This window comes from Halomonas sp. A3H3, assembly GCF_000982975.1.
In the GTDB taxonomy this organism is placed as follows: domain Bacteria; phylum Pseudomonadota; class Gammaproteobacteria; order Pseudomonadales; family Halomonadaceae; genus Vreelandella; species Vreelandella titanicae.
In genome coordinates, this window is record NZ_HG423343.1 from 4218069 (window position 1) to 4243902 (window position 25834).

The window sequence follows — 25834 nt, forward strand, 5'->3', positions numbered from 1 at the left end:
CCGTGGAAAACACCGTGCCGATTGAGTTGCACGATTTGGGTCACCAAGCCTACCTGCCAGTGTGGGAAGCTATGCGCACGCTAACCGATACACGGGATGCGCAAACCCCTGATCAGTTCTGGTTGGTCGAGCATGACCCGGTGTTTACCCAAGGCCAGGCTGGCAAGCCCGAACACCTGCTGCTGCCCGGCGATATTCCGGTGGTGCACGTTGATCGGGGGGGGCAAGTCACTTATCACGGGCCAGGGCAGGTGGTGCTGTACCCGCTGCTGGATGTACGGCGGGGAAAAATTGGCGTGCGCGATTTAGTCACTGCATTGGAGAATGCCGTGATTGACGTCTTGAGCCACTATGGCGTGAGCGCCCGAGCTTGGCCCGATGCTCCAGGGGTTTATGTGATGACAGAAGCGGGTGAGGCGAAGATTGCCTCACTGGGTCTGCGTATTCGGCGGGGGGCGAGCTTTCACGGCGTGGCGCTGAATGTAAACGGTGACCTGACGCCTTTTTTGCGCATTAACCCCTGCGGCTATGCAGGTATGCCCATGGCGAAGTTGGCTGACCTCGTCTCGTTGCCAGGGGATCATCGGGTGGGTGAGCAGCTGGCCGAGGCGCTAGCTAAACGGCTAAACCGCGAATTGGTCAGTGTCGAGAACACGCCACTGTAAAAATTGGGTCACCTTTATTAAAAAAACGGTTCAAAAAAACGAGGCTTATAAAGCGGGTCTTAAAACCCGCTCCATACATATTAGCAAGCCCCGTAGAACGCTTAATTTAAGCCTATCCTACGTTGAGCGCTGGAATAATATTGGGGTTTGCTTCTTGCTCCTGACCGGGAATCGCGGCAGGTGAGGCGAGCCCCAGATTGTTTTTCTCAAACACGCGATCAGCGCGGTAGCTTGAACGTACCAGCGGGCCAGAGGGCACTTCCATAAAGCCTTTTTCCAGGCCAATCACGCGGTAGCGATCAAACTCTTCAGGCGTTACCCAGCGCTCAACCGACAGGTGATTTTTGGTCGGGCGAAGGTACTGGCCAAGCGTGACAATATCGACGCCGATCTCACGTAAATCATCAAACGTTTGCAAAATCTCTTCGTCGGTTTCACCCAAGCCCAGCATCAGGCTGGTTTTGGTGATGATATCTGGGCGGTAGCGCTTGGCATGAGCAAGGACATCGAGGGTTTTGCGGTAACCTGCCCGCCGGTCACGCACTCGGCCTGTCAGGCGTTCCACGGTCTCCACATTTTGGGCAAATACCTGTAGGCCTGAATCGACGACGCGTTCGATAGCGGCAAGGTCACCATCAAAGTCGGGCGTCAAGGCTTCGACTACCACCTCGGGTGTGCGCGCTTTGATCGCGCGAATGCAGTTGGCGTAGTGGGTTGCGCCGCCATCGTCGAGGTCGTCACGGTCAACTGAAGTCAGTACGATATAACGCAGCCCCATGAGCTCTACAGATTTGGCCGTGTTTTCAGGCTCTTCGTGGTCAAGCCAGCCCTGGGGGTTGCCGGTGTCTACTGCGCAGAACCGACAGGCGCGGGTACATACCGAGCCCATCAGCATGATAGTGGCCGTGCCGTTGCTCCAGCACTCGCCCATATTGGGGCAGTGGGATTCAGCGCAAACAGTGCTTAATCGATGGGTCGCGACGTTTTTCTTGACCGCTTCAAAACGCTCGCCACCTGGAATCTGTGCTCGCAGCCACTTGGGTTTGCGCTCAAGCTCAACAGAAGGGGCCTCTGGCTGCGCTTTGCGCTGCTTCATGCCATCCTTGATCACCGACATGCCATGTTCATTACGGTATTTTTCACCGCTGGACACGCGCTGCGAGGGGTTATTGCTCATAGTGACAGAGCCTCTCTTCTGTGCGGTAGGCCGAAGGCGTAAAAAAGGTTTAACCCTGTTCCAAGCCTGCCTATTGATACCTGGTTAATACGAAGTTTGCTCAATATTTTATCGTGCTAATGATGGCTAATGTAACATATCTCGCTGCCAACAAGACACCGTAAGCCATCACTCGCCTTCAGGAGGGAAGTATCGGCAAACAGGCTACCCCATGGCTGGGTAAGGGGCTGGCGGGCGCCTGAAAGTGACGGCGATAGTCGGGTAAGTGTTCACGGATGAAACTCAAAAATAGCTCGGCGACCGGAGTGGGTAAGCGCTCCCGCGTATAGACCGTGCACCAAGAGCGGTGGATGGGAAAGTCGGGCAACCCCAGCTCAAACAGTAACCCCTGCTCAAGCTCCAGCTGCACCGCCAAACTCGGCAGCACGGCAACACCTAAGTGAGCCATGACGCCCCCTTTAATCGCTTCATTGGTACCTAACTCAATACAGTGGGGAAGGGCGACCTGCTGACTGGCCGCCATCTGCTCAAAAGCGTTGCGTACGCCGGAACCGGGTTCGCGCATTAGCACGTAATGGCGCGCAAAGTCTGCTAAGGAGGGTTGCGGCATCGAAAGTAGCGGATGCTCGGGCCAGACGACGGCGATCAGTTCGTTATCAATAATCGGCATCACTACCAAGCGATCGTCTTCAGGCACCATGGCCATGATAACCAAGTCGTCCTGCTGCTCAGCCAATCGATCGAGTGCCTGGCAGCGATTGCATACCTTTAAGCGGACATGTACTTCGGGATAGTGAGCACGGAAGCGGGCAAGTAAATAAGGCACCACATATTGGGCTGAGGAAACCGCTGCGATGTTGAGTTCGCCGCTTATTTTGCCGTTAATATCCGATAGGTTCATTTCCAGCCGTGACAGTTGGCCAAAAATTTCGCGCGCTGAGTGGGCGAGGGTATCGGCGGCGGGAAGCGTGTGAAGCGTTTTACCCGCATAATTAAACAGAGGCTGACCCAGTGCCAACTCAAGCTGCCGTATTTGCGCGCTGACTGCTGGCTGGGTCAGTCCCAGTTGCTCAGCTGCACGAGAGTAGGAGCGCTGCCGATGCACCGCCTGGAAGACCTGGAGTTGCCGAAATGTTAGGCGATTGAGCAGATTGGGGGATGACATAAAAACCTCGTAGTGAGCACCCTTTAACTAATATCAAAATCAGGCTTCATCGCCAGGGCAAAGCATGCTAACACTGAATCTTTTAGACTGCCTAAACAGGACTTCATTAGTCACATAAGGCGTAATTGCCAGGGTTAAAGATCGACGCCGTGCGCATAGTGGCCTAGACTATATTGCATTGCAGCATCATTGCTTTCGGGTCTGATGCCTGTGCATCAACCCAACGGGAGACCCTATGAACTTTCTTGCTAACCCACTCGCCAAGACTATGTTTCCTGCTAACGCTTTCACTAGCGCATGGTTGAAGCAACAAAATGATTCCACAGCCATACCTGGAAGTGAGGCGATCGCTTCATTATTCGATCCTTTCGGGTTTGGGCGTGCAGCCTTTGGTTACTGGCGCGATAGCATGGAGCGCAGCGTTCTCTATCTGGACGTTATGCGCGAACGCGGTAATCAGTACCTCGAGCATATGGAGCAAACCAAGCCCAATGTGTTGGGGTTCGATACCGAAGTGCTGATGGATGGTCGGACGCTGCCGCGGCCAACCAACTACGAACTGTTGCGTGTGTTGCCCCACGAAGGGACAGAAATTGATCTGCAAAAGCGCCCGTTTGTAGTGGTTGACCCACGTGCGGGGCATGGGCCAGGGATTGGAGGGTTTAAGCCGGACAGTGAGTTGGGCGTGGCGCTTAAAGCGGGGCACCCCTGCTACTTTATTGGTTTTTTACCGTTTCCTGAGCCAGGCCAAACCGTTGAGGATGTGGTCGAGTCGGAGATCGCTTTTTTGCGCCATGTGATTGAGCTGCATCCCGAAACGACTGAAAAACCGATGGTGGTGGGCAATTGCCAGGCGGGCTGGCAGATCATGATGGCGGCTGCCTTGGAGCCTGACGTTTTTGGCCCTATCCTGATTGCTGGCGCGCCACTCTCCTACTGGGCTGGTGAACACGGCAAAGCCCCCATGCGCTATACCGGCGGGATGGCGGGAGGCAGCTGGATTACGGCACTCACCAGTGATATTGGCGACGGCCTGTTTGACGGGGCGTGGCTGGTGCAGAACTTCGAGCGCCTCAACCCGGCTAATACCTACTGGAAAAAGCAGTATCACCTTTACGACAATATCGATACCGAAGCGGGCCGATACCTCGATTTTGAGCGTTGGTGGGGTGGTCACGTCGTATTAGGCGGTGAAGAGATTCAGTATATCGTCGATAATCTATTTGTCGGTAATCGGCTCTCTACCGCGCAGCTGGTCACCCATGATGGCCGCCGAATCGACCTGCGTAATGTGCGTTCGCCGGTGGTTGTGTTCTGTTCGCGTGGGGATGACATTACTCCGCCGCCTCAAGCATTGGGGTGGATTCGTGATTTATATGCAAACACCGATGACATCATTGCCAATGAGCAAACCATCGTCTATTGCCAGCATGATACGACCGGCCATCTAGGTATATTTGTTTCGGGCAGCGTATCGCGCAAAGAGCATACCGAATTCACCGCCAATATGGATTACATCGACGTACTGCCGCCTGGGCTGTACGAAACCTCCATATCTCCGGCAGAGAAGGGTGAAGACGCTGAGCTGTTCGAGCGGGATTATCTGCTCGAATTTATGCCGCGTAACTTTGAAGAGTTAGACCAGGCAGTAATGCACAAGCCAGAGGATGATCGTCGTTTTGCCACCGTGGCGCGGATCTCAGAAATCAATTTGGGGATGTATCGGCTCTTTTTGCAGCCGTGGCTAAAAGCCATCATGACACCGGAGGCTGCCCGCTTGATCCGTCGTATGCACCCTATTCGTTTGGGCTACAAACTGCTTTCTGATCGTAATCCACTTTCGGTGCCGCTACCGGTAATGGCGGAAGCAGTGCGCAAAAATCGTCACCCAGTATCAAAAGATAATCTGTTCAAAACGCTTGAAACCATGGGGTCTGATCAACTGGTCGCCAGCCTCAATGCGATGCGCGATTTGCGGGATAGCAGCACCGAAAAAATGTTTATGGATATCTACGGCCAGCCGCTATTGCAGGCTGCTGTCGGTCTGTATGGCGATGCCCATGTACACCGCCGCCGTCCAGGGGCAGAGCCCGAGCACCGTCGCTTTATTGAACAGCGTCAGGAAGAACTGCGAGAGAAAATTGCTAAGGGCAGTGCCCATGAAGCGGTTATGCGCTCGCTTATCTATGTGCTCGGTGGCGCCCCAGCTACAGATGAGCGTAACTTTAAGCGGCTACGCGCCTCCCGTGCGGAGCTTGAGCCTGGTATCGAACTGAGTGATTTTAAAAACTTGGTGCGCGAGCAGTTCTTTATCTTGAAGCTGGATCGTGAGCAGGCGTTGAATTCGCTGCCTACTTTGCTAGCAGGTAGCAGCAACGATGATGTCGATGGCTATATTAGCCACCTTGAGCATGTGTTTGCCGCCAGCGGCGATCTTTCAGAGCATGCTGCTGAGCGCTTTGCTCAAATTAAAGTGTTGTTTGATAAGGCAAGACCCCGCAAATCGGTAGCGAATAAGCCGGCTGCGAGCAAGCCGACGGCCAGCAAAGCGGCTGCGACAACTAAGCCTGCCGCTAAGCCCAAAGCTGCTACTGCTAAGCTGGCCGAAACGCAAACGACTTCGTCTGCGCCAGTGGCCAAGGAGCAGCCCGTGGTGAATGAGGAGTCTGTGGTTAAGGAGTCATCGTCTAAATCTGCTGCGACTAGCGAGTCGGCCAGTGAGCCGGCGGCTAAACCCACCAGCACTACCAGACGTAAAAAGACGCCGCCTAAACGCTAAATCAGTACATTAGCTCATTGCGCCCCCGCCTATTTGGTGGGGGCGCTTTGTTTGCCTGATTACCTTTTGGGTTGCTGTAATGTCGGTGGCAGTCTAGTGTCTAGCTACTATTTGTCTGAAATATAACCCTGGTTGTCTAAAGTCTATGGATTCTCCCTACGGCTTGGTTGCCACTGGCGCTTAGCTAAGGGCTGGGGTAGGGTAGGCGCATTTTTTCATCCGTATCTTTTTTAACGGGCAGTTTCAGCCCGTCGATACGGCACCGAATTCAGAGCACGCGCTAGACAGTCCGTGCATTAGGAAAGTGGAGCACTATGGGCAAGTCACTGGTCATCGTCGAGTCGCCAGCGAAAGCGAAGACGATTAACAAATATCTCGGCAACGATTTCATCGTGAAGTCGAGCGTGGGCCACATTCGTGACCTGCCGACCAGCGGCTCAGGTAAGGCAGCCTCCGACCCCAAGGAGCGCGCGCGCCAGGCCGCAGCGACACGCAAGATGTCGGCGGAAGAGAAAGAAGAATATAAAAAACGTAAAAGCCAAGATCAGCTGATTCGGCGGATGGGGATTGACCCCAACAACGGCTGGGAAGCCCGCTATGAGGTGCTGCCTGGAAAAGAGAAAGTCGTTGCCGAGCTAAAGAAGCTGGCTGAGAAGGCTGACGCTGTCTACCTCGCAACGGATTTGGATCGCGAAGGGGAAGCCATTGCTTGGCACCTGCGCGAGACCATCGGTGGCGATGACAGCCGTTACAAACGCGTGGTGTTCAACGAAATCACCAAAAACGCGATTCAAGACGCTTTCAAGGCGCCTGGCGCGCTCAATATCCCCCGGGTAGAGGCGCAGCAGGCAAGGCGTTTCCTGGATCGCGTTGTGGGCTTTATGCTTTCGCCTCTACTGTGGGCGAAAGTAGCGCGCGGGCTGTCGGCTGGCCGCGTACAGTCAGTCGCGGTACGTCTAATTGTTGAGCGCGAGCGCGAAATCCGTGCCTTTATTCCTGAAGAGTTTTGGGATGTGCACGCGGATTTGGCCTCTCCTGAGGGTGAACTGGTGCGTTTTGCCCTGGTTCGTCAGGATGGCAAGGCCTTTAAGCCTACCTCCGAAAAAGACACCCTTGCGCGTATTGAGCAGCTTAGAAAAGCCAAGCTGGCGATTACCTCACGGGAAGACAAACCCACCAGTTCAAAGCCCACGGCACCCTTTATTACCTCTACGCTGCAGCAAGCGGCGAGTGGCCGGTTAGGTTTTTCTGTGAAGAAAACCATGACCATGGCTCAGCGCCTCTATGAGGCGGGTTACATCACCTATATGCGTACCGACTCCACCAACTTATCGAAAGATGCGGTTGAGGGTGTGCGTAGCTATATCGGTGAAGAGTTCGGCGAACGCTACCTGCCCGAAGCACCTAATCGTTATAGCAGCAAAGAGAGTGCTCAAGAGGCCCATGAGGCGATTCGCCCTTCCAGTGTCGAGCGTAAGGCTTCCGATCTGGCCGGAATGGAGCGGGATGCCGAGCGTCTCTACGAGCTGATCTGGCGTCAATTTGTGGCCTGCCAAATGACCCCTGCAGAGTACCTTTCAAGCACGCTGAGTGTTGAAGTCGATGGCTACGAGCTACGTGCCAAAGGACGTGTACTGAAGTTTGATGGTTATACCCGGGTGATGAAGCCTAGTGGTAAAAATGAAGATCAGAGCTTACCGGACTTGCCAAAAGGTACGCCTATGGCACTGGAAGCGCTCGATCCTCAGCAGCACTTTACCAAGCCAGCACCACGCTACACCGAAGCAAGCCTGGTCAAAGAGCTTGAAAAGCAGGGCATTGGCCGACCGTCAACCTACGCTTCAATCATCTCAACGATCCAGGATCGCGGCTATGTGAAGCTGGAAAACCGTCGTTTCTATGCCGAAAAGCTGGGCGATATCGTCACCGAGCGGTTGAAAGAGTCCTTCCCTGATTTGATGGACTTCTCGTTCACTGCCCGCATGGAAGATAGTCTGGATGAGGTCGCCGAAGGCGAACGCAACTGGCAGGCGCTGCTGGATGCCTTCTACGAAGAATTCCGTGAAGAGCTGGCCAAGGCTGAGAGCGAAGATGGCATGCGCCCCAATCAGCCGGTGCCAACGGATATCGACTGCCCAAGCTGTGGTCGTCATATGCAAATTCGTACCGCTTCCACCGGGGTTTTCCTGGGTTGTAGTGGCTACAATTTGCCGCCCAAAGAGCGTTGTAAAACCACCATTGACCTGATTCCTGGTGAAGAGGCGGTGGCCGAAGACGCGGGAGAAGAGGCCGAAACCAATGCGCTGCGTGCCAAGCGTCGCTGCCCCAAGTGTGGCACGGCGATGGACAACTACCTAATCGATGAAACGCGTAAGCTGCACATCTGTGGTAACAGCCCCGATTGTGACGGCTACGAAGTTGAAAGCGGCAAATTCAAGATCAAAGGCTACGACGGCCCGATCATCGAGTGCGATAAGTGCGGCTCTGAGATGCAGTTGAAGTCAGGCCGCTTTGGCAAGTATTTTGGCTGTACCAATAGCGAATGTAAAAACACCCGTAAGCTATTGAAAAGCGGCGAAGTGGCGCCGCCAAAAATGGACCCGATCCCGATGCCGGAACTGGCTTGCCAAAAAGTTGACGACCATTACGTGCTGCGTGATGGCGCAAGCGGGCTGTTTTTGGCTGCCAGCAAGTTCCCTAAAAATCGTGAAACACGGCCGCCGCTGGTGAAAGAGCTGAAAGCGCACGCCGATGAGCTGCCCGAAAAGTATCACTTCATTCTTAAAGCGCCGAGTGAAGATCCGGATGGTCGCCCGGCGCAAATCCGCTACTCGCGGAAGAGCAAAGAGCAGTACGTGATGACCGACGAGGAGGGCAAGGCCACAGGCTGGAAAGCCATGTTTGATGCCGGTAAATGGCACGTGGAGGACAAACGCAAGTGAATGCACGGTCACGAACCAACCAGCTGCTCTATCAGGCGGAGCTATTAGTCACCTTGCCCGCGGGAAGTGATGAGCATGCTTCTGCGCGGCAGATGGCGTTGGAAGAGAGTGCGCTGGCGCTTTTTGAGCTGGCGCTTGAGTCGTTACTGCGCGAAGTTACTGAACACGCTCGGCTGTCGGAGCATCGCTGGACTGTATTGCTGGCCCAGGATGGCCCTGCCTTGGCCGAGCTGCAACGTCTGCGCGACTTGAAAGCCCAGCCGGAAAGCTGGCTGAACTGGTTGGAGGGGCAACTTGAGCGCCTACATAGTGACGAAGGTGCTGCGCGGCGCGAAACTCACAACCCCGCTATGATTGCCGTGGGTAATCAGGCCGGTTTGCGCCAGCAGTTACTGGATAATCTTCAGGCGGCCAAGCGTGAAATAGGCGCGCTGCGCGAAACTAGCCTGGAGTGGTAGTGTTTATTGTTATGCATCGCTCAAGTCGTTAAGAAAGGAGATCATGATGCGCTATAACCAGGTGAAAGATTTAATCGAATGGGCGGCGGGTTTTCATGCCCGGATGGCGCGACAGTATAGCGAAGCCGCTGAGGATGCTGAGAATCAGCGCTTAGAGATGGCGTTTAATTACTTGGCCAGCCGTGAGCTAAAAATGAAAACGGGGCTTGAAGATCTCTTCCACGATGGCTCTGACCATTCAGAAGTGCTGGAGTTATGGTTCGATGATTCCAGCGATTTCCCCCAGCCGCCTGAGTTGGATCGCTTGTCGGAACAAACCATCACCGGCTCGATAGAGGATGCGATGAGAACTGCCACATCGTCGCATCAGCGCCTTCAAGCGCTCTACGAGCATCGCGCGGCACGAGCGAAAATTGAGCCTGAAGAGGAGTTTTTCAATGCCCTGGCTCAAGGACATAATTCCGAGATACGCAATATAATGGCGAGTATGGAAGAGTTTCAGGGCGTTTGATGGGGTCTCTACTAGTGGATTATCGGTTACTGCTCTTCGGGGCGTCAGTCGTGTACATGACGAAATTGCTAACGGCGAATGTGGGAATAGGGTATAACAGCCACCAGACGCGCAGAGTCGGTCAATCGCGGGCTAACTTGTTTCGAGAGCTGTCATGTTTTTAGTTAATCGCCGTCGATTTTTAGCCATGGTGTTGAGCTTGCCAGCCGTGGCCAGTGCTGCTGTTACTGCGCCCAGTCAGGATACCGCCACTGATCTCGTAGAAACGATACTGAGTCGCGCTCATGTGCCGCGTCATAGCAACGAACTGTGGGTGCTGGTGGACGATAAAGAGGCCACCCTTAGCGTGTTTCGGGGTAACGCGCTGCTGGAGCGGTTTGCGCCCATATCACTTGGCCGTGCTGGGGCTAAAACCCAACGGGTTCGCGGCGATAATGTGACTCCCATGGGGGAGTTTCATGTCAACCGTTTTAATTACGAAAGCCAGTGGCGTACCTTCATAGGCATTGATTACCCAACCCCAGCGCACGCTAGAATGGCGCTGGAAAAAGGGATTTATACCCAAGCTGATTATGATGACTACTTCGACTACTATCGACGTTATGGTCACCCCCCGCAAAATACCGCACTGGGTGGGGCGATTGGAATTCATGGCCTGGGTAGCGCAGACCCCGATATTCATGGGCGCTATCACTGGACCCAGGGGTGTGTTGCCGTTACCAACGATCAAATCGATCGCCTGGCAGCGCTAGTGGGTGTTGGCACTCGGGTAGTGATCCGTTAAGCTAACGCCGTTGATGGAAGTTCGAGGTTTTAAACAAGTGGCTATAGACAACCGCTGTGGTCTATTATAAAACAGCGTTTGACTTGCGTGCTTTGCAGCACAAGTCACTGAAAAGAACCTGCACCGCAGGTAGACAAATTTAAGCTAAGAACTTATTCTAATTTAAGTGACTAGCCTTACCTTTGTCATACCCTTAACGTAGTACCCAAGGACGACTCAAGGAGAACATTATGACTCTGAAAACTACTCTGAAGATGACTGCTGCTGCCGCTTCTCTGGCAATTCTTGCTGGTTGTGCTTCTACCAGCGCGCTGGAAGAAGTTCGCATGACTGCAGAATCTGCACAGGCTGACGCTGCAGAAGCACGCAGCATGGCTTCACAAGCTATGAACACTGCAAACCAAGCCCAGCGCGACGCGCAGGCTGCTCTGCAGATGTCTGAGCAGAACCGTGAAGAAATGAACCGTATGTTCCAGCGTTCCATGCAGAAGTAATTCTGCTTGGGCTGCTGAGGGAGTCGTCTGACTCTCTCAGCAGCTGCTGGAAGAAAGCTGTAGTTAGTTAATATGCCGTAGTAAGGCGCTGTACGTTAAAGCGTCAGACCAGTAGGTTTTGATACTAGCTACGCAAAAACCCCGCCTTGGCGGGGTTTTTTGTTGCTAGGTGTTCGGTTAAGCGTCTTTATCGTCGTCAGTGGCGGCGCTGAGCTTAAGCTCGTCAATCAGCTCAACAGGCTCTGGTTCTGGCTCGGGAGCCTGAGGGCCATATAGCGCGATAAATTGGCCGTCAGGAGCTTCTACGGCGCGCTGAATCTGATCCGCGTCTATTTCAACGTCACTGCCAGTTAGCTCAGTGACGCGTTCAAGGGCATTAAGCAGTGGCTCAAAGCCTTCCGCGTTCTCTTCCAGCTGTGGGAAAGATTGCACAAACAGCGTGCCATCGGCTGCAAAGCCCGCTTTGAACGGTGCATCCATCAGGTTGACCTGAGTACCGCTAGGCAAACGCTCGTAGAGCGATTTGATATCTTCCGGGTACATGCGGATACAGCCACGGCTAACGCGCATACCGACGCCATCAGGGCGGTTGGTACCGTGAATGAGATAGCTCGGCATGGCCAGCAGAATTGCGTGCTCGCCCAAGGGGTTGTTAGGGCCGGGCGGTACCACGGAAGGCGCTGGTTCGCCGCGTTCGGCTGCTTCGCGACGCATAGATGCCGGTGGAGCCCAGGCGGGGTCTTTAACCTTAACCGTGGTGCGGGTGATGCCTACGGGGGTAGCGAACTCTTCACGCCCCACGCTAACCGGGTAGGTTTCGACGATGCCGGGTTTGTCGGCAGGGTAGTAGTAGAGACGTAGCTCAGAAAGGTTAATGACAACGCCTTCCCGCGGCGCAGGCGGAAGAATGTATTGGGCGGGGATCACCACTTCGGTACCTACGCCAGGTACCCAGAGGCTGACACCCGGGTTGGCCATGCGAATCTCTTCATAGCCAATGTTGTGGCGTCGGGCGATATCGATCAGCGTCTGCTTGGGGTCTTCGACAACGACGGTGTAGCGCTCGCCAATGACATCGCCTTCTTCGGGTAGGCGGAAGTGACCACGGGGTAGCTCATCCTGATCAGCAACCTGAGCGGCGCTATCGACGGCGTCTATGCTGATTTCCTGTGCTTGCGCCTTTGGCGATTCTTCTGAGCTTTCTTGAGTCTGCTGCTCTTGCGCCTGTGTTGGGCTGTCGGCTTGCTCGTTAGCTGGTTGCGCAAAAGCGGGGCTCACCAGGCTAGCGGCGAGTAGCACGGCCAAGCTGGTAGGGCCCCAAAGGGTAAAGGTATTGCGAATGTTCATGATCGTTCCTAATGTGTTAATTCACTGCTGATGCGCGTTGCTGGGCCACTGGGATCAATAAACGGCTGTTGATCAACTGGGCCATGGCTACTGGCAAGTTTGCCCCAAGCTTCACGCCGCCGCTACTTTTTGGTTAAGGGTGCTAAGTAGGTTTTCAAGTTGCTGGAAGCGCTTGTCGACACTTTCCATTGGTAATTCAAACCGTAAGGTGTCAGAGCCATCTAAACGATAGTGCTTTGGTGACGTCTGAATGAGGGTCACCAGGGTTAAGGGATCCACCTGGGTGCTGCTATCAAACAATACTCTACCGCGGCTCTCGCCAGCCTCGATTTTGCTGATTCCCAGTTGCTCGGCACGGTGGCGCAGCTTGGTCTGGCGAATCAGGTTTTTCACCGGGTTGGGCAGCAAGCCAAAGCGGTCGATCAGCTCAACCTGTAACTCTTTAAGTTCGCTATCGCTCTGGGTGTTGGCAATCCGCTTGTACATCACCAGGCGCTGCTGAACATCGTGAATATAATCACTTGGAATCAGCGCAGGCAGGTTGAGGTTGATTTCCACGCCGGTATTGAAGGGGGCATCGATATTGGGCGTTTTACCCGCGCGAATGGCCTTCACCGCTCGATCCAGCATCTCCATATAGAGGGTGTAGCCGATGGTTTCCATCTGGCCGCTCTGTTCATCCCCCAGCAGTTCACCCGCGCCACGGATTTCCATATCGTGGCTGGCCAGGGTAAAGCCAGCGCCTAGATCATCCGAAGCGCTAATTGCTTCCAGACGCTTGATAGCATCACGGGTCATCGCTTTGGGCGGTGGCGTTAATAGGTAGGCGTACGCCTGATGGTGACTACGGCCGACCCGGCCCCGCAGCTGGTGCAGCTGGGCCAAGCCAAATTTATCAGCACGTTCGATAATAATGGTGTTGGCGCTGGGTACATCAATGCCGGTTTCAATGATGGTCGAACACACCAGCACGTTAAAGCGTCGGTGGTAGAAGTCCGACATAATGCGTTCCAGGCTGCGCTCGGGAAGCTGGCCGTGGGCAACCGCTACCCGCGCTTCGGGGATTAGTTCACGAATCTGTTCGGCACTGTTTTCAATGGTTTTGACTTCGTTATGCAGTACATAGACCTGCCCACCACGCAGTATTTCACGTAGCAGGGCTTCCTTGATGATACTGGTGTCGTGCTGCTGAACAAAGGTTTTAACCGACAGACGACGGGCGGGCGGCGTAGCGATAATCGACAGATCACGGATGCCGCTCATGGCCATATTGAGCGTGCGCGGAATAGGGGTCGCGGTCAGCGTCAAAATATCGACTTCGGCACGCAGCGTTTTGAGCTTCTCTTTTTGCGCCACCCCGAAGCGGTGCTCCTCATCGATGATCAGCAGGCCCATTTTGGGCAGCTCAACGCTTTTGGCGAGCAGTTTATGGGTGCCGATGACGATATCCGTTTGGCCGCTTTTAATGCTCTCTAGTGTCTGGGTGACCTCTTTGCCGCTGGTAAAGCGCGAGATCAGGCCAATATTGACGGCGGTGTCAGCAAAGCGGTCACGGAAGTTCTCGAAGTGCTGGCGCGCCAACAACGTAGTGGGCACCAATACCACCACTTGGCGGCCAGACTGTACGGCCAAAAATGCCGCGCGCATGGCCACTTCGGTTTTGCCGAAGCCGACATCGCCGCACACCACGCGATCCATGGGCTGCGGGGAGGTCATATCGCTGATGACCGCTTCAATCGCCGCGTGCTGGTCAGCGGTCTCTTCAAATGGGAAGTTACCCGCAAAACGCAGATACTCCTCGCCTGGCGCCTCATAGACCACCCCTTGCTGGGCTTCCCGGCGGGCGTAGACATCCAGCAGCTCTGCGGCGGTATCGCGAATTTTTTCGGCGGCTTTGCGGCGGGCTTTTTCCCACTGGTCCGAACCGAGCTTATGCAGCGGGGCCAGTTCGTCACCGGCCCCGCTGTAACGGGAGATCATATGCAGGCTGTCGACAGGCACATAAAGCTTGGCACCATCGGCGTAGGAGAGCGCCAGGAACTCATTTGCCTGGCCACCGGCCTCTAAGGTTTCCAGCCCTAAATAGCGGCCCACGCCGTGGGCCTGGTGAACCACTGGCGCACCTTCGCGCAGCTCCGACAAGTGGCGTACTGCAAGCTCATTGTCATCCGTGGCTTTTTCGCGCCGACGGCTCTGACGTACCACGTCACCAAACAGCTCGGTTTCACTAATTACCGCAATACTTGGATTATTTAGCCATAAGCCGCTGTCGACCAAACCTTCCGTAATTGCATAGGTATGATCGCTAGCGAGAAAGTCGTGGAAGCTATCGGTATGCGGAAGCGAGAGCTGAAGTGGCGACAGGATCTCTTCCAGGGCTTCCCGGCGACCCCGCGACTCCGCCACAAACAGCACCCGGGTTTGGGCATGGGAGTGCAAAAATGCTGACAGCTCCGCCAATGGCTGCTTGGCGCGGGCATTAATAGAGAGTGTGGGAAGCGGTGCGGCTTCAGGCTGTTGCGCATGGCGCTGCTCGCTATCCTCGGTTAACTCTATTCGCGGGCAGGCTTTGATTGCCGAGAATACATCGTTGACCGGGAAAAACGCTCGGTGCGGTGGCAGCAGCGGGCGGGTTGGGTCAACGCCCAAGTTTACGTAGCGAGCGTCGATCGACTGCCAGTGCTGCTCGGCGGCAGCAAAAACTCCCGGCAGCAGTGCGACTCGTGTATCGTCGGTCAGGTGGTCAAACAGCGATGCGGTGTGTTCAAAAAACAGTGGTAAATAGTGCTCAAGCCCCGGTGAAGGAATGCCTTTCAACGCATCGTTATAAAGAGGGCATTGCCGCGGATCAACGTCGAACAGGGTTTCAAACTGCTCACGAAAACAGGCAATCGCGCTGCGGCTTAGCGAGTACTCGTGGGCGGGTAGCAATTCTAGCGATTCAAGCTTATCAGTCGAGCGCTGGCTGCCAGGGTCGAAGTGGCGCAGCGAATCGATCTCGTCATCGAACAGATCAATACGGATCGGCTCATCCATACCCATCGCAAACAGGTCAATCAGCGCGCCGCGCATGGCGTATTCGCCGGGCTCATAGACCGTTTCGACAGCGCGATAGCCCGCTCGGGAGAGCGATTCCCGAAACGCTTCGCGATTCAAGCGCTCGCCAGTTTTGAGTGTCATGACCCGCCCGGCAATGTACTCAACCGGGGGCAAGCGCTGCATCAACGTGTTGATCGGCACCAGCACAATGCCGCGCACGCCATCTTGCAGTTGGCGCAGGGTACGCAGTCTCGCCGAGACAATATCCTGATGGGGTGAAAAGCTGTCGTAGGGCAGCGTTTCCCAGTCGGGGAAGGGCAGTACCGGTACGTCGCTATAAAAATAGAGATCTTGTTCAAGACGCTGCGCGCTGGCCGTATTGGGAGTGATCACCAATAGCGGAGCTTTCGCAGCAACGCGGGAGAGTGCCAGCGCAGTCGCGCTACCCGGCGGCGATGTCCAGTAGAGCGTATCGCGAGTCCCTTGGGGCTGGGGCGGTTCGAGCAGAGAGAATGTCGGCATAAGCAAGATATCGTTTTGCGCTGAAACGGAAGGGAGATCATACACGATCACCCGTTTCAGTTAGAGTGCCGCGGCTTAAGGTAGCGGGTTAATCTGTACTGAAAGAGGTTTTGTAGTGAGATTGGCATTTCTGTAATACCCCTACATGTTGTGCGACTATCCAGTCATTGCGACCGCTGCGCTTGCCCCGGATAATACACTCTCCGTTCCCACTACCTGATGAGGCCGCACGTGAGTCAGCAAGCGCTCGAAAACGTTTTTCAAGAATGGCAAGGCAACGAAGCCTTGGCGGAGCAGATGATCCCGTTAGTAGGGCAGCTCTATCGTCAGAATAACGTCGTTGCCACCATGTTCGGGCGTTCACTTATTAAACGGTCGGTCATCCGCATTCTTAAAGACCACCGCTTCGTGCGTAAAATAGAAGGGACTGAGCTCTCCGTTGAGGATACCTACTCTATCGTGAAGGGGATGGTCGCTTTGAACCTTGGCCCCGCCCATGTGGATGTAGGTAAGCTGGCGGTGATGTTCAAGAACCGAGGCGGTGGCGATGTCGAAGCCTTCCTGCGTAAAGAGCTGCAAGAGGTTATTGATGGCTACCAGCCGGGGGCTAGCACCGGTGAGCCGCAAGACGTGGTGCTCTACGGTTTTGGTCGTATTGGTCGTTTACTGGCACGAGTGATGATAGAGAAGGCCGGGGGCGGTAATCTGCTGCGTTTGCGCGCTATTGTGGTGCGTGGCCGTGGCGATGTGGCTAAAGACCTTGAGAAGCGCGCCAGCCTGCTGCGTCGTGACTCAGTACATGGGCCTTTTGACGGCACCATCATGGTCGATGCAGAGGCCCGCACGCTGACGGTCAACGGCAATGTTATTCAGGTTATTTACGCCGATTCGCCCAGTGAGATTGACTACACCGAGTATGATATCGATAACGCGGTGATTGTTGATAATACCGGTATCTGGCGCGATGAAGAGGGCTTGGGCCAGCATCTGCAGTGTAAAGGTGCTGCCAAAGCGCTGCTAACGGCACCGGGTAAAGGCGATATTAAAAACATCGTTTACGGTATTAACCACGAATCCATTGGCGACAGCGATCTCATCGTCTCTGCTGCCTCTTGCACTACCAATGCGATCGTTCCGGTATTGAAGGTACTCAACGACGAGTACGGTGTGGTGAATGGGCATGTGGAAACCGTGCATGCCTATACCAACGACCAGAACTTGATCGACAACTACCATAAAGGTGACCGTCGTGGCCGTAGTGCGGCGCTGAATATGGTATTGACCGAGACAGGAGCAGCCAAGGCCGTATCGAAAGCGCTACCTGAGCTAGAGGGAAAGCTGACCGGCAACGCCATTCGTGTGCCAATCCCTAATGTCTCTATGGCCATTCTCAATCTGACCCTGGATAAAGCGACAGATGCTGTAGCGCTAAATGACTACTTGCGCCGTATGTCGATCGAGTCTGCCTACCAGAAGCAAATTGACTTTGTCGATTCAGCAGAAGTGGTGTCGTCAGACTTTGTGGGCAATCGTCATGCCGGTATCGTGGATGCTAAAGCTACCATCGCCAACGGCCATCATGCGGTCATTTATGTGTGGTATGACAATGAGTTCGGTTATAGCTGCCAGGTTGTACGTATTTTGCAGCAAATGTCTAACGTACGGTTTTTAAAACTTCCTCGCTAGTTAAACTTAGCAAAGCCCGCATGCCGGGTGTTAGAGCTAAGAGAATGCGTTGACGCCACCTTCGGGTGGCGTTTTTTTGGTCTCAATCTCATCTTTTGCCAATGTATATAGCACTTTTGGTGGTCATCAGGGATGTGGTCATTGGACGCGCTTATCTTTATAATACGATGGATTTTTCGGGGTGGTTCAAGTGCTGCTTGGGCCGGACTGGTAACAATCTGAGCAGAAAATAACAATTCGCTGAGCAGAAAATAAGCATTCGAACCCCATACCTTCGTATATCCGATCCAACAACTGGGCGAGACTATGATCGAAGTCAAAAAAGGCCTGGATCTCCCCATCACGGGAGCGCCCGAGCAGCGTATTGAAGATGCGCGGCCTGTGCGCCACGTGGCAATCCTGGGTACCGACTACGTTGGCATGAAGCCGACGATGGAAGTCCAGGAAGGGGATAAGGTCAAACTGGGCCAATTGCTCTTCACCGATAAGAAAATTGATGGTGTGCGCTATACAGCGCCCGCTGCCGGTGAAGTGCTTGCAATAAACCGTGGCGAAAAACGTCGTTTACTGTCTGTCGTAATTAAAGTAGACGAAACTGAGGAAGCGGTCGAATTCGCTGCTCATGATCGTAATGCCTTAGCGCAGCTTGAACGTCAGGTCGTTGTCGACCAACTGGTAGAATCGGGACTCTGGACAGCATTGCGCACTCGTCCTTTCTCGCGCACCCCGGCCATTGATAGCACCCCGGCCGATATTTTTGTAACCGCCGTGGATACCCATCCACTTAGCCCTGACCCTGCGTTGATCATTAACGAGCAGTCGCAGGCATTCGAGGATGGCCTCAAGGTGTTAGCGCGCCTGACCGAGGGCAACGTCTTCTTATGTACGGGCGAAAATGCCTCAGTCCCGGGTGGCGATGTTGACGGCGTAAAAACCGAAAGCTTTGCCGGCCCTCATCCTGCGGGACTTGTCGGCACGCATATTCACTACCTTTCTCCAGTCGCACTGCACAAAAAAGTGTGGCATATCGGCTACCAGGACGTTATTGCGTTCGGTAAGTTGTTTGTAGAAGGGAAGCTGGATATGAACCGTGTGGTTGCCATTGGTGGCCCGCGTGCTGAAAATCCGCGTCTGATTCGTACCCGTGTCGGCGCTAGTACAGATGAACTCCTGACCAACGAAGTCATCAAACCCGAGGACACTCGCGTAATTTCTGGTTCGGTATTCTCTGGCTTTGCCGCTGAAGGTAAGTTGACCTACCTTGGCCGCTTCAGCAATCAAGTGAGTTTGCTGGAAGAGGGCAACAAGCGCACGTTTATGGGTTGGTTGTCTCCTGGTGCTAATCGTCACTCGGTCTTGGGTATTTATATCTCCAAGATTAAGGGGCTCAGCAACTATGCTCCGACGACCTCTACCAATGGTTCCGAGCGTGCTATGGTGCCGGTAGGTGCCTATGAGCAGGTGATGCCGCTAGATATCATGCCGACTCAGCTATTGCGTTCGTTGATCGTGGGCGACATTGAGGTTGCCATGCAGCTTGGGTGTTTGGAGCTGGACGAAGAGGATCTGGCGCTGTGCACGTATGTTTGCCCTGGCAAATACGAATATGGCCCCATCCTGCGTGATAATCTCACCATGATCGAGAAAGAGGCCTGATAATGGGTATTCAACAGACACTCCAAAATATCGAGCCGCATTTCCACAAAGGCGGAAAGTACGAAAAGTTCTATCCGCTGTTTGAAGCGGTAGATACTATTTTTTACACGCCACCGAGCGTGGCTAAAACCACCGCGCATGTGCGTGACGGTATCGATCTTAAACGCATCATGATTACCGTGTGGATGTGTACTTTTCCGGCGATGTTTTTCGGCATGTGGAGCGCTGGTTGGCAGGCCAACACGGCAATTGATGCGGGCTATGCCTCTATGGGAGGCTGGCGCGAAGCGATTATGATGACGCTGTCGTCCGGTCATGATGCGAATAGCCTGTGGGCTAACTTTGTCCTTGGCGCTACCTACTTCCTACCTATCTACCTGGTCACCTTTGTGGTCGGTGGTTTCTGGGAGGTGCTGTTCGCTATCAAGCGCGGTCACGAAGTCAACGAAGGCTTCTTCGTCACTTCCGTACTCTTCGCGCTGGTACTGCCCGCCACCATTCCCCTTTGGCAGGTTGCCTTGGGTATCACCTTTGGTGTGGTGATCGGTAAAGAGATCTTCGGCGGCACGGGTAAAAACTTCTTGAACCCCGCGCTGACCGGTCGTGCATTCCTTTACTTTGCCTATCCCGCGCAAATCTCTGGTGACTCTGTATGGGTTGCCGCTGATGGCTATACTGGTGCGACTGCACTCTCGCTAGCGTTCCAGGACGGTATGTCTGCGTTGACCGACACCTTTAGCTGGTGGGATGCCTTCATCGGTTTTATCCCTGGCTCGATCGGGGAGGTCTCGACACTAGCCATCTTTATCGGCGGCGCTGTGTTGCTGTGGACGGGAATTGCCTCTTGGCGAATCATGCTGGGGGTACTCCTGGGCATGGTGGTGACCAGTACGCTGTTTAATCTAATCGGCTCTGATACCAACCCAATGTTTGCCATGCCGTGGTACTGGCATCTGGTGATCGGCGGTTTCGCTTTCGGTATGGTCTTCATGGCAACCGATCCGGTGTCGGCGTCGATGACCAATCAAGGCCGTCTGCTGTTTGGTGCGCTGATTGGTGTGATGACTGTTTTGATTCGCGTTGTGAACCCGGCTTTCCCGGAAGGCATCATGCTGGCGATTCTGTTCGCTAACCTGTTTGCACCGCTGATTGACCATTTCTTCGTCCAGGCCAACATCAAGCGTCGCGTGAAGCGAACCGCCGTACCGGCCGAGGAGACTGCCTAATGGCACAAGGTAACAACTCCATCAAGAAAGTCCTGATTGTGGCGTTTGCACTGTGTATCGTGTGCTCCGTCATTGTCTCGACCGCGGCGGTCGCCTTGCGACCCATGCAGCAGCTTAACCAGGAACTCGACCGTAAAACCAACATCTTGAACGTTGCCAAGCTTTATGAGCCGGGTATGGACGTTGAAGAGGTGTTTAGCGATGAGATCATCGCACGGGTCGTTGACCTGGATACGGGTGAGTACTCCGATGAGTTCGATCCCGATACCTACGATAGTTTTGAGGCTGCCCGTGACCCGGCCTCGGGTCGCACGCTTTCTGGCGATCAAGACATCGCGGGCCTTTCACGGGTTGAAAACTACGCGACTGTTTATCTGGTCGGCAGTGAAGACGATCCGGAACAGATCGTGTTGCCGATTCGTGGTCAGGGGCTTTGGGGCTTGATGCGTGGCTTCCTGGCCGTAGAGGGTGATGGCAATACTATTGTCAGTATCACCTACTACGAGCACAGTGAAACGCCAGGTTTGGGCGCAGAAGTTAACAACCCGCGCTGGCAAGCCCAGTGGGAAGGCAAGAAAATTTACGATGAAGAGGGCGACCTCTCACCGGAGATTCACCTGACCAAAGGCGGCGCCAGTGACGAATACGAAGTCGATGCGCTATCTGGCGCTACGCTGACCAGTAACGGCGTGACTAATATGCTGCAGTTCTGGTTGAGCGAAGAAGCTTTCGGTCCCTATTTGGCTAAATTCCGCAGTGGCACTGAGCCGGAAGACGCCGAAGAGACCGATACCAACTTCGAAGACGTTGAGGGGGCCTGATCATGGCGGACGTAAATGCAAAAGGCGTTTTAACAGCGCCGATTTTCCAGAACAACCCTATTGCGCTGCAAATTCTGGGGATCTGTTCGGCACTTGCGGTAACCACCAGTATGAGCGTATCGCTCGTTATGGCGCTGGCGGTTATTTTCGTAACGGCATTCTCAAATTTGTTCGTATCGTTGATCAGGAATCATATTCCCTCTTCGATCCGTATCATCGTGCAGATGACCATTATTGCCTCGCTGGTTATCGTGGTTGATCAGATTCTCAAGGCGTATGCCTATGAGATGTCTAAGCAGCTCTCAGTATTTGTGGGTTTGATCATTACTAACTGTATCGTCATGGGCCGCGCTGAAGGCTTTGCGATGTCCAATACGCCGGGCATGTCGTTTTTAGACGGTATTGGTAACGGCCTAGGCTATGGCTTTGTACTCATGGTGGTGGGTTTCTTCCGTGAGCTGCTGGGTTCGGGCAGCGTATTTGGCATTACCATCCTCCAGACCGTGCAAAATGGTGGCTGGTACGTGCCTAACGGCTTGCTATTACTACCGCCTTCAGCGTTCTTTATTATCGGTCTACTGATCTGGGTAATGCGTTCCGTTAACCCTGAGCAAGTAGAAGATAATGAGTTCAAAATGAAGGAAAACACCAAGCCCAAGGAGGCCGTGTAACATGGAACATTATCTGAGTCTTTTTGTTGCCTCGGTGTTTGTTGAAAACATGGCACTGGCCTTCTTCCTGGGGATGTGTACTTTCTTGGCGGTGTCCAAAAAGGTCTCCTCAGCGATTGGCTTGGGCATTGCGGTGATTGTGGTATTGACCGTCACCGTGCCGGTTAACAACCTTGTCTATACCTTCTTGCTACAGGAAGGTGCGCTGACCTGGACCGGTATTAGCGGTGCTGAAAACATCGACCTCTCCTTCCTTGGGTTGCTCTCCTACATCGGTGTCATTGCGGCGCTGGTACAGATCATGGAAATGTTCCTTGATAAGTACGTACCGTCGCTCTACAACGCGCTAGGGGTCTTCCTGCCGCTGATTACCGTTAACTGCGCCATCCTGGGTGGCGTACTGTTCATGGTGGAGCGTAGCTATAACTTTGGCGAAGCCGTGGTCTATGGCTTTGGCGCGGGCACCGGTTGGGCATTGGCCATTGCCGCCCTGGCGGGTATTCGTGAAAAGCTGAAGTACAGCGATGTGCCGGGTGGCCTTCAAGGGCTGGGCATTACTTTCATCACCGTGGGGCTGATGTCGTTGGGCTTTATGTCCTTCTCGGGCATTCAGCTTTAATCGGAGCCGGTTTTTCCCGGCGGTGGCAAACATCGCCGGGTAATAGAAAACCTCCAGCAATAGGAAACCGACATGGTTGATACAACAGTCATCTTGCTCGGTGTTGTCATGTTCACGGTCATCGTTATTAGCTTGACGGCGATCATTCTGGCAGCGCGCAGCAAGCTTGTGAGTAGCGGGGACGTGACCATTGAGGTCAACGGCGACCCTGAGCACACTTTGAAGACCCAGGCCGGTGGTAAGCTGCTAAACACGCTTGCCGCTAACGGCATTTTCCTCTCGTCCGCCTGCGGTGGCGGTGGTTCTTGTGCCCAGTGTAAGTGTCGGGTTGAAGAGGGCGGCGGCTCTATTCTGCCGACTGAAGAGTCGCACTTCACGATGCGTGAGAAGAAAGAGGGCTGGCGCCTCTCTTGTCAGGTACCTGTGAAGCAGGACATGAAAGTCGAAGTGCCTGAAGAAGTCTTTGGGGTGAAGAAGTGGGAATGTGAGGTTATTGCCAACCCCAACGTTGCCACCTTTATCAAAGAGTTAAACCTGAAACTGCCAGAGGGCGAAGAAGTCGCCTTCCGCGCCGGTGGCTATGTACAGCTCGTTGCACCGCCTTACGATATCAAGTTCTCTGATTTTGATATCGACGAGGAGTATCGGGGTGATTGGGAAAAATTTGATATGTTCAAAATTTCCCACAAGAACAACGAGGAAGTGATTCGCGCATACTCCATGGCGAACTACCCAGACGAGAAGGGTATCCTCAAGTTTAACATCCGTATTGCCACGCCGCCTCCCGGCACTGACCATCCGCCTGGCTTGATGTCGACTTATGTCTTCAGCCTTAAAGAGGGCGATAAGGTCACCGTAATGGGACCGTTCGGTGAGTTCTTTGCCCGTGATACTGACGCCGAGATGATCTTTATCGGTGGTGGTGCGGGTATGGCACCGATGCGTAGTCACATCTTCGATCAGTTGAAGCGCTTGAAGTCTGATCGCAAGATTACCTTCTGGTACGGTGCTCGCTCCTGGCGTGAAACCTTCTACAACGAAGAGTACGACCAGTTAGCCGAAGAGTTCCCTAACTTTGAGTGGCACCTGGCGCTATCTGATCCTCAGCCGGAAGATAATTGGGAAGGGCCGACAGGCTTTATCCATAATGTGCTGTACGAAAACTATCTGAAGGATCACCCAGCACCTGAAGATTGCGAGTACTACATGTGTGGGCCGCCGATGATGAACGCCTCGGTTATCAAGTTGTTGCTTGATATGGGCGTTGAGCCGGAAAATATCCTGTTGGATGATTTCGGTGGCTAAACGGTCGGCGTAAGTCGATAGTAGCGTTAAGCGGGGCTGGCCTTTTGGGCTGGCCCCGTTTGTTTATATAACCTTGTGCAGGGAATGACTTATCACCGCGCTGATAAGAGGGGCTTGGCTAAGGTATAATCACTTTAATGATGAATGACCGTGAGGCACTTATCACGACGACTGTTGTCGTCAGGTAAGGCCAATAATTTAAAGCGAAGCAATGTGAAGCGGGGAGGTTGATATGACTATTTGGCTACTGGTATTCGGTTTCATGGCACTGATTATGGGTGCGATGGCCGTGGGCGTCATCATGGGCCGAAAACCAATTGCCGGTTCTTGCGGAGGTTTGAATCAAATCGGCATGAAAGATGGCTGTGATATTTGCGGTGGCAAAGATGAGGTTTGTGAAGAAGAGAACCGCAAGCGCGGAGGTGTGCGCCGCCGTAGCGATGAAAGCCGTGGTGCCGATTTGGGCTATGATGCTACACGTCGCTAACAAGACTGCGTTGTATGCAACGGGATGATTGACCAAAAATAGCAAGGGGACGCAGAGAGCATGGCGGTTCACAATTACGATGTTGTGGTGATCGGTACGGGGCCTGCAGGAGAAAGCGCTGCTATCAACGCTGCAAAGCATGGCAAGCGTGTAGCGATTATTGAGAAGCAGGTTCAGGTAGGTGGCAATTGTACTCACTGGGGTACCATTCCTTCCAAAGCGCTGCGCCATCAGGTGAAACAGATCATGGCGTTCAACACCAACCGTATGTTCCGCGATATTGGTGAGCCGCGCTGGTTCTCCTTCCCCAAAGTGATGGAACGCTCAAGGGGTACCATCGATAAACAGGTAGAGATGCGTACCACCTTCTATGCGCGCAACCGCATTGATCTGTTTCATGGCGTCGCCCGATTTAAAGATGAGCACACCTTGTTGGTGCGTGACCGCCAGGAAGGCATGGAAGAACTGGTGGCGAAGAAAATCGTGATTGCCACTGGTTCTCGCCCTTACCGCCCGGCGGATATTAACTTCCGCCATCCGCGTATTTACTGCTCTGACACCATATTAAGCCTCTCGCATACCCCGCGCACGCTGGTAATTTTTGGCGCCGGGGTGATTGGCTGTGAATATGCATCGATCTTTTCGGGCTTGGGCGTCAAAGTTGATCTCATTAATAACCGTGACAGCCTGCTGTCGTTCCTGGACGATGAGATTAGCGATGCACTCTCCTACCATTTGCGTAAGCACGGTGTGCTGGTTCGCCATAATGAAGAATACGAGAGCGTTGAGGGCGATGAGTCAGGCGTCGTCGTGCGTCTCAAGTCAGGCAAGAAAATTCGCGCTGATGCATTTTTGTGGGCCAATGGGCGAACCGGTAATACCGACAGCTTAGGCCTTGAGAACATTGGCTTAACCGCCAATGGGCGTGGTCAGCTAAGCGTTGATGAGCACTACCGCACTGCGGTTTCCCATATCTACGCAGCGGGCGATGTAATTGGCTGGCCGAGTTTGGCGAGCGCGGCTTACGACCAAGGCTTGAACTCGTGCAATGAGTTGCTCGATAAAGAGTATCGCTTTGTGAGTGATGTACCTACCGGAATCTACACCATCCCTGAGATTAGCTCGTTCGGCCCCAATGAGCGTGAACTTACCGAAGCCAAAGTGCCCTATGAAGTAGGCAAAGCTTTCTTCAAAGATACCGCCAGGGCACAAATTACCGGTGATACTGTGGGTATGCTTAAAATTCTGTTCCACCAAGACACCCTGGAAATACTCGGTATTCATTGTTTTGGCGACCAGGCGTCTGAGATTTTGCATATCGGCCAAGCGATCATGCAGCAAGAGGGCGATGCCAACACGCTCAAGTACTTTGTAAATACCACGTTTAATTACCCGACCATGGCAGAAGCGTACCGGGTGGCTGCGCAGAATGGTTTAAACCGGGTTTTCTAGCCACAGCTTTAGCGAGGGCTTTGTCAGG

General features: G+C 53.9%; 20 protein-coding genes. 16 read left to right on the plus strand and 4 right to left on the minus strand.

Going from position 1 to position 25834, the window contains the following annotated elements; genetic code table 11:
• Window positions 1–2 precede the first annotated feature (2 nt).
• Entirely contained in the window at window positions 3–665 is a 663-nt protein-coding gene (gene lipB, locus HALA3H3_RS19090) for a lipoyl(octanoyl) transferase LipB (RefSeq protein WP_022523162.1), read from the plus strand.
• Between the two features lie 112 nt (window positions 666–777).
• Here lipB and lipA read toward each other — a convergent pair whose 3' ends face one another.
• Window positions 778–1842 carry a lipoyl synthase gene (lipA, locus tag HALA3H3_RS19095; RefSeq protein WP_022523163.1) on the minus strand — a complete coding sequence of 355 codons (1065 nt, stop codon included), beginning with the start codon at window positions 1840–1842 and terminating at the stop codon, window positions 778–780.
• 178 nt (window positions 1843–2020) lie between these two features.
• Window positions 2021–3007 (minus strand): LysR family transcriptional regulator, encoded by a 987-nt coding sequence (locus HALA3H3_RS19100; protein ID WP_022523164.1) that lies wholly within the window; start codon window positions 3005–3007, stop codon window positions 2021–2023.
• Window positions 3008–3242: 235 nt separating this feature from the next.
• Here HALA3H3_RS19100 and HALA3H3_RS19105 point away from each other — a divergent pair, with 235 nt between their 5' ends.
• The 6 genes from HALA3H3_RS19105 (at window position 3243) to HALA3H3_RS19130 (ending at window position 10975) form a co-directional block, all read left to right on the plus strand.
• Window positions 3243–5786 (plus strand): DUF3141 domain-containing protein, encoded by a 2544-nt coding sequence (locus HALA3H3_RS19105; RefSeq protein ID WP_022523165.1) that lies wholly within the window; start codon window positions 3243–3245, stop codon window positions 5784–5786.
• A 314-nt stretch (window positions 5787–6100) separates the two neighbouring features.
• Window positions 6101–8728: a type I DNA topoisomerase gene (gene topA / locus HALA3H3_RS19110; RefSeq protein WP_022523166.1), complete on the plus strand. Its 2628-nt coding sequence runs from the start codon at window positions 6101–6103 to the stop codon at window positions 8726–8728.
• A complete protein-coding gene (locus tag HALA3H3_RS19115) occupies window positions 8725–9186 on the plus strand; it encodes a DUF6586 family protein (RefSeq protein ID WP_022523167.1) in 462 nt (153 codons plus the stop codon). The genes topA and HALA3H3_RS19115 overlap by 4 nt, the downstream gene beginning before the upstream one ends.
• Window positions 9187–9232: 46 nt before the next feature.
• Window positions 9233–9697, plus strand: a complete 465-nt coding sequence (locus HALA3H3_RS19120; RefSeq protein ID WP_022523168.1) for a ferritin family protein — start codon at window positions 9233–9235, stop codon at window positions 9695–9697.
• A 154-nt stretch (window positions 9698–9851) separates the two neighbouring features.
• Window positions 9852–10481, plus strand: coding sequence for a L,D-transpeptidase family protein (locus HALA3H3_RS19125; protein WP_022523169.1), 630 nt, complete (start codon window positions 9852–9854; stop codon window positions 10479–10481).
• Window positions 10482–10711: 230 nt separating this feature from the next.
• Window positions 10712–10975, plus strand: a complete 264-nt coding sequence (locus tag HALA3H3_RS19130; protein ID WP_022523170.1) for an Lpp/OprI family alanine-zipper lipoprotein — start codon at window positions 10712–10714, stop codon at window positions 10973–10975.
• A 177-nt stretch (window positions 10976–11152) separates the two neighbouring features.
• Here the strand turns inward: HALA3H3_RS19130 and HALA3H3_RS19135 are convergent, their stop codons facing one another.
• Together HALA3H3_RS19135 and mfd are read right to left on the minus strand one after the other, a co-directional pair.
• A complete protein-coding gene (locus HALA3H3_RS19135; RefSeq protein WP_022523171.1) occupies window positions 11153–12322 on the minus strand; it encodes a L,D-transpeptidase family protein in 1170 nt (389 codons plus the stop codon).
• A gap of 111 nt (window positions 12323–12433) precedes the next feature.
• Complete coding sequence (mfd, locus tag HALA3H3_RS19140) at window positions 12434–15883, minus strand: transcription-repair coupling factor (RefSeq protein WP_022523172.1); 3450 nt, start codon at window positions 15881–15883, stop codon at window positions 12434–12436.
• Window positions 15884–16114: 231 nt separating this feature from the next.
• Here mfd and HALA3H3_RS19145 point away from each other — a divergent pair, with 231 nt between their 5' ends.
• The 9 genes from HALA3H3_RS19145 to sthA all read left to right on the plus strand — a co-directional run bounded on the left by HALA3H3_RS19145 (window position 16115) and on the right by sthA (window position 25806).
• On the plus strand, window positions 16115–17569 hold the full coding sequence (locus tag HALA3H3_RS19145) for a glyceraldehyde-3-phosphate dehydrogenase (RefSeq protein ID WP_022523173.1): 1455 nt from the start codon (window positions 16115–16117) through the stop codon (window positions 17567–17569).
• A gap of 306 nt (window positions 17570–17875) precedes the next feature.
• On the plus strand, window positions 17876–19225 hold the full coding sequence (locus tag HALA3H3_RS19150; RefSeq protein ID WP_022523174.1) for a Na(+)-translocating NADH-quinone reductase subunit A: 1350 nt from the start codon (window positions 17876–17878) through the stop codon (window positions 19223–19225).
• Between the two features lie 2 nt (window positions 19226–19227).
• Window positions 19228–20451 (plus strand): NADH:ubiquinone reductase (Na(+)-transporting) subunit B, encoded by a 1224-nt coding sequence (locus tag HALA3H3_RS19155; protein ID WP_022523175.1) that lies wholly within the window; start codon window positions 19228–19230, stop codon window positions 20449–20451.
• A complete protein-coding gene (locus tag HALA3H3_RS19160; RefSeq protein ID WP_009286986.1) occupies window positions 20451–21272 on the plus strand; it encodes a Na(+)-translocating NADH-quinone reductase subunit C in 822 nt (273 codons plus the stop codon). The genes HALA3H3_RS19155 and HALA3H3_RS19160 overlap by 1 nt, the downstream gene beginning before the upstream one ends.
• A 2-nt stretch (window positions 21273–21274) precedes the next feature.
• Window positions 21275–21943 (plus strand): NADH:ubiquinone reductase (Na(+)-transporting) subunit D, encoded by a 669-nt coding sequence (locus HALA3H3_RS19165; RefSeq protein WP_009286985.1) that lies wholly within the window; start codon window positions 21275–21277, stop codon window positions 21941–21943.
• Window position 21944: 1 nt separating this feature from the next.
• Window positions 21945–22562: an NADH:ubiquinone reductase (Na(+)-transporting) subunit E gene (nqrE, locus tag HALA3H3_RS19170; RefSeq protein WP_009286984.1), complete on the plus strand. Its 618-nt coding sequence runs from the start codon at window positions 21945–21947 to the stop codon at window positions 22560–22562.
• A 72-nt stretch (window positions 22563–22634) separates the two neighbouring features.
• Window positions 22635–23867 (plus strand): NADH:ubiquinone reductase (Na(+)-transporting) subunit F, encoded by a 1233-nt coding sequence (gene nqrF, locus HALA3H3_RS19175; protein ID WP_009286983.1) that lies wholly within the window; start codon window positions 22635–22637, stop codon window positions 23865–23867.
• Window positions 23868–24099: 232 nt separating this feature from the next.
• Entirely contained in the window at window positions 24100–24354 is a 255-nt protein-coding gene (gene nqrM / locus HALA3H3_RS19180) for a (Na+)-NQR maturation NqrM (protein WP_022523176.1), read from the plus strand.
• A gap of 60 nt (window positions 24355–24414) precedes the next feature.
• Complete coding sequence (sthA, locus tag HALA3H3_RS19185) at window positions 24415–25806, plus strand: Si-specific NAD(P)(+) transhydrogenase (RefSeq protein ID WP_009286982.1); 1392 nt, start codon at window positions 24415–24417, stop codon at window positions 25804–25806.
• Window positions 25807–25834: the final 28 nt, after the last annotated feature.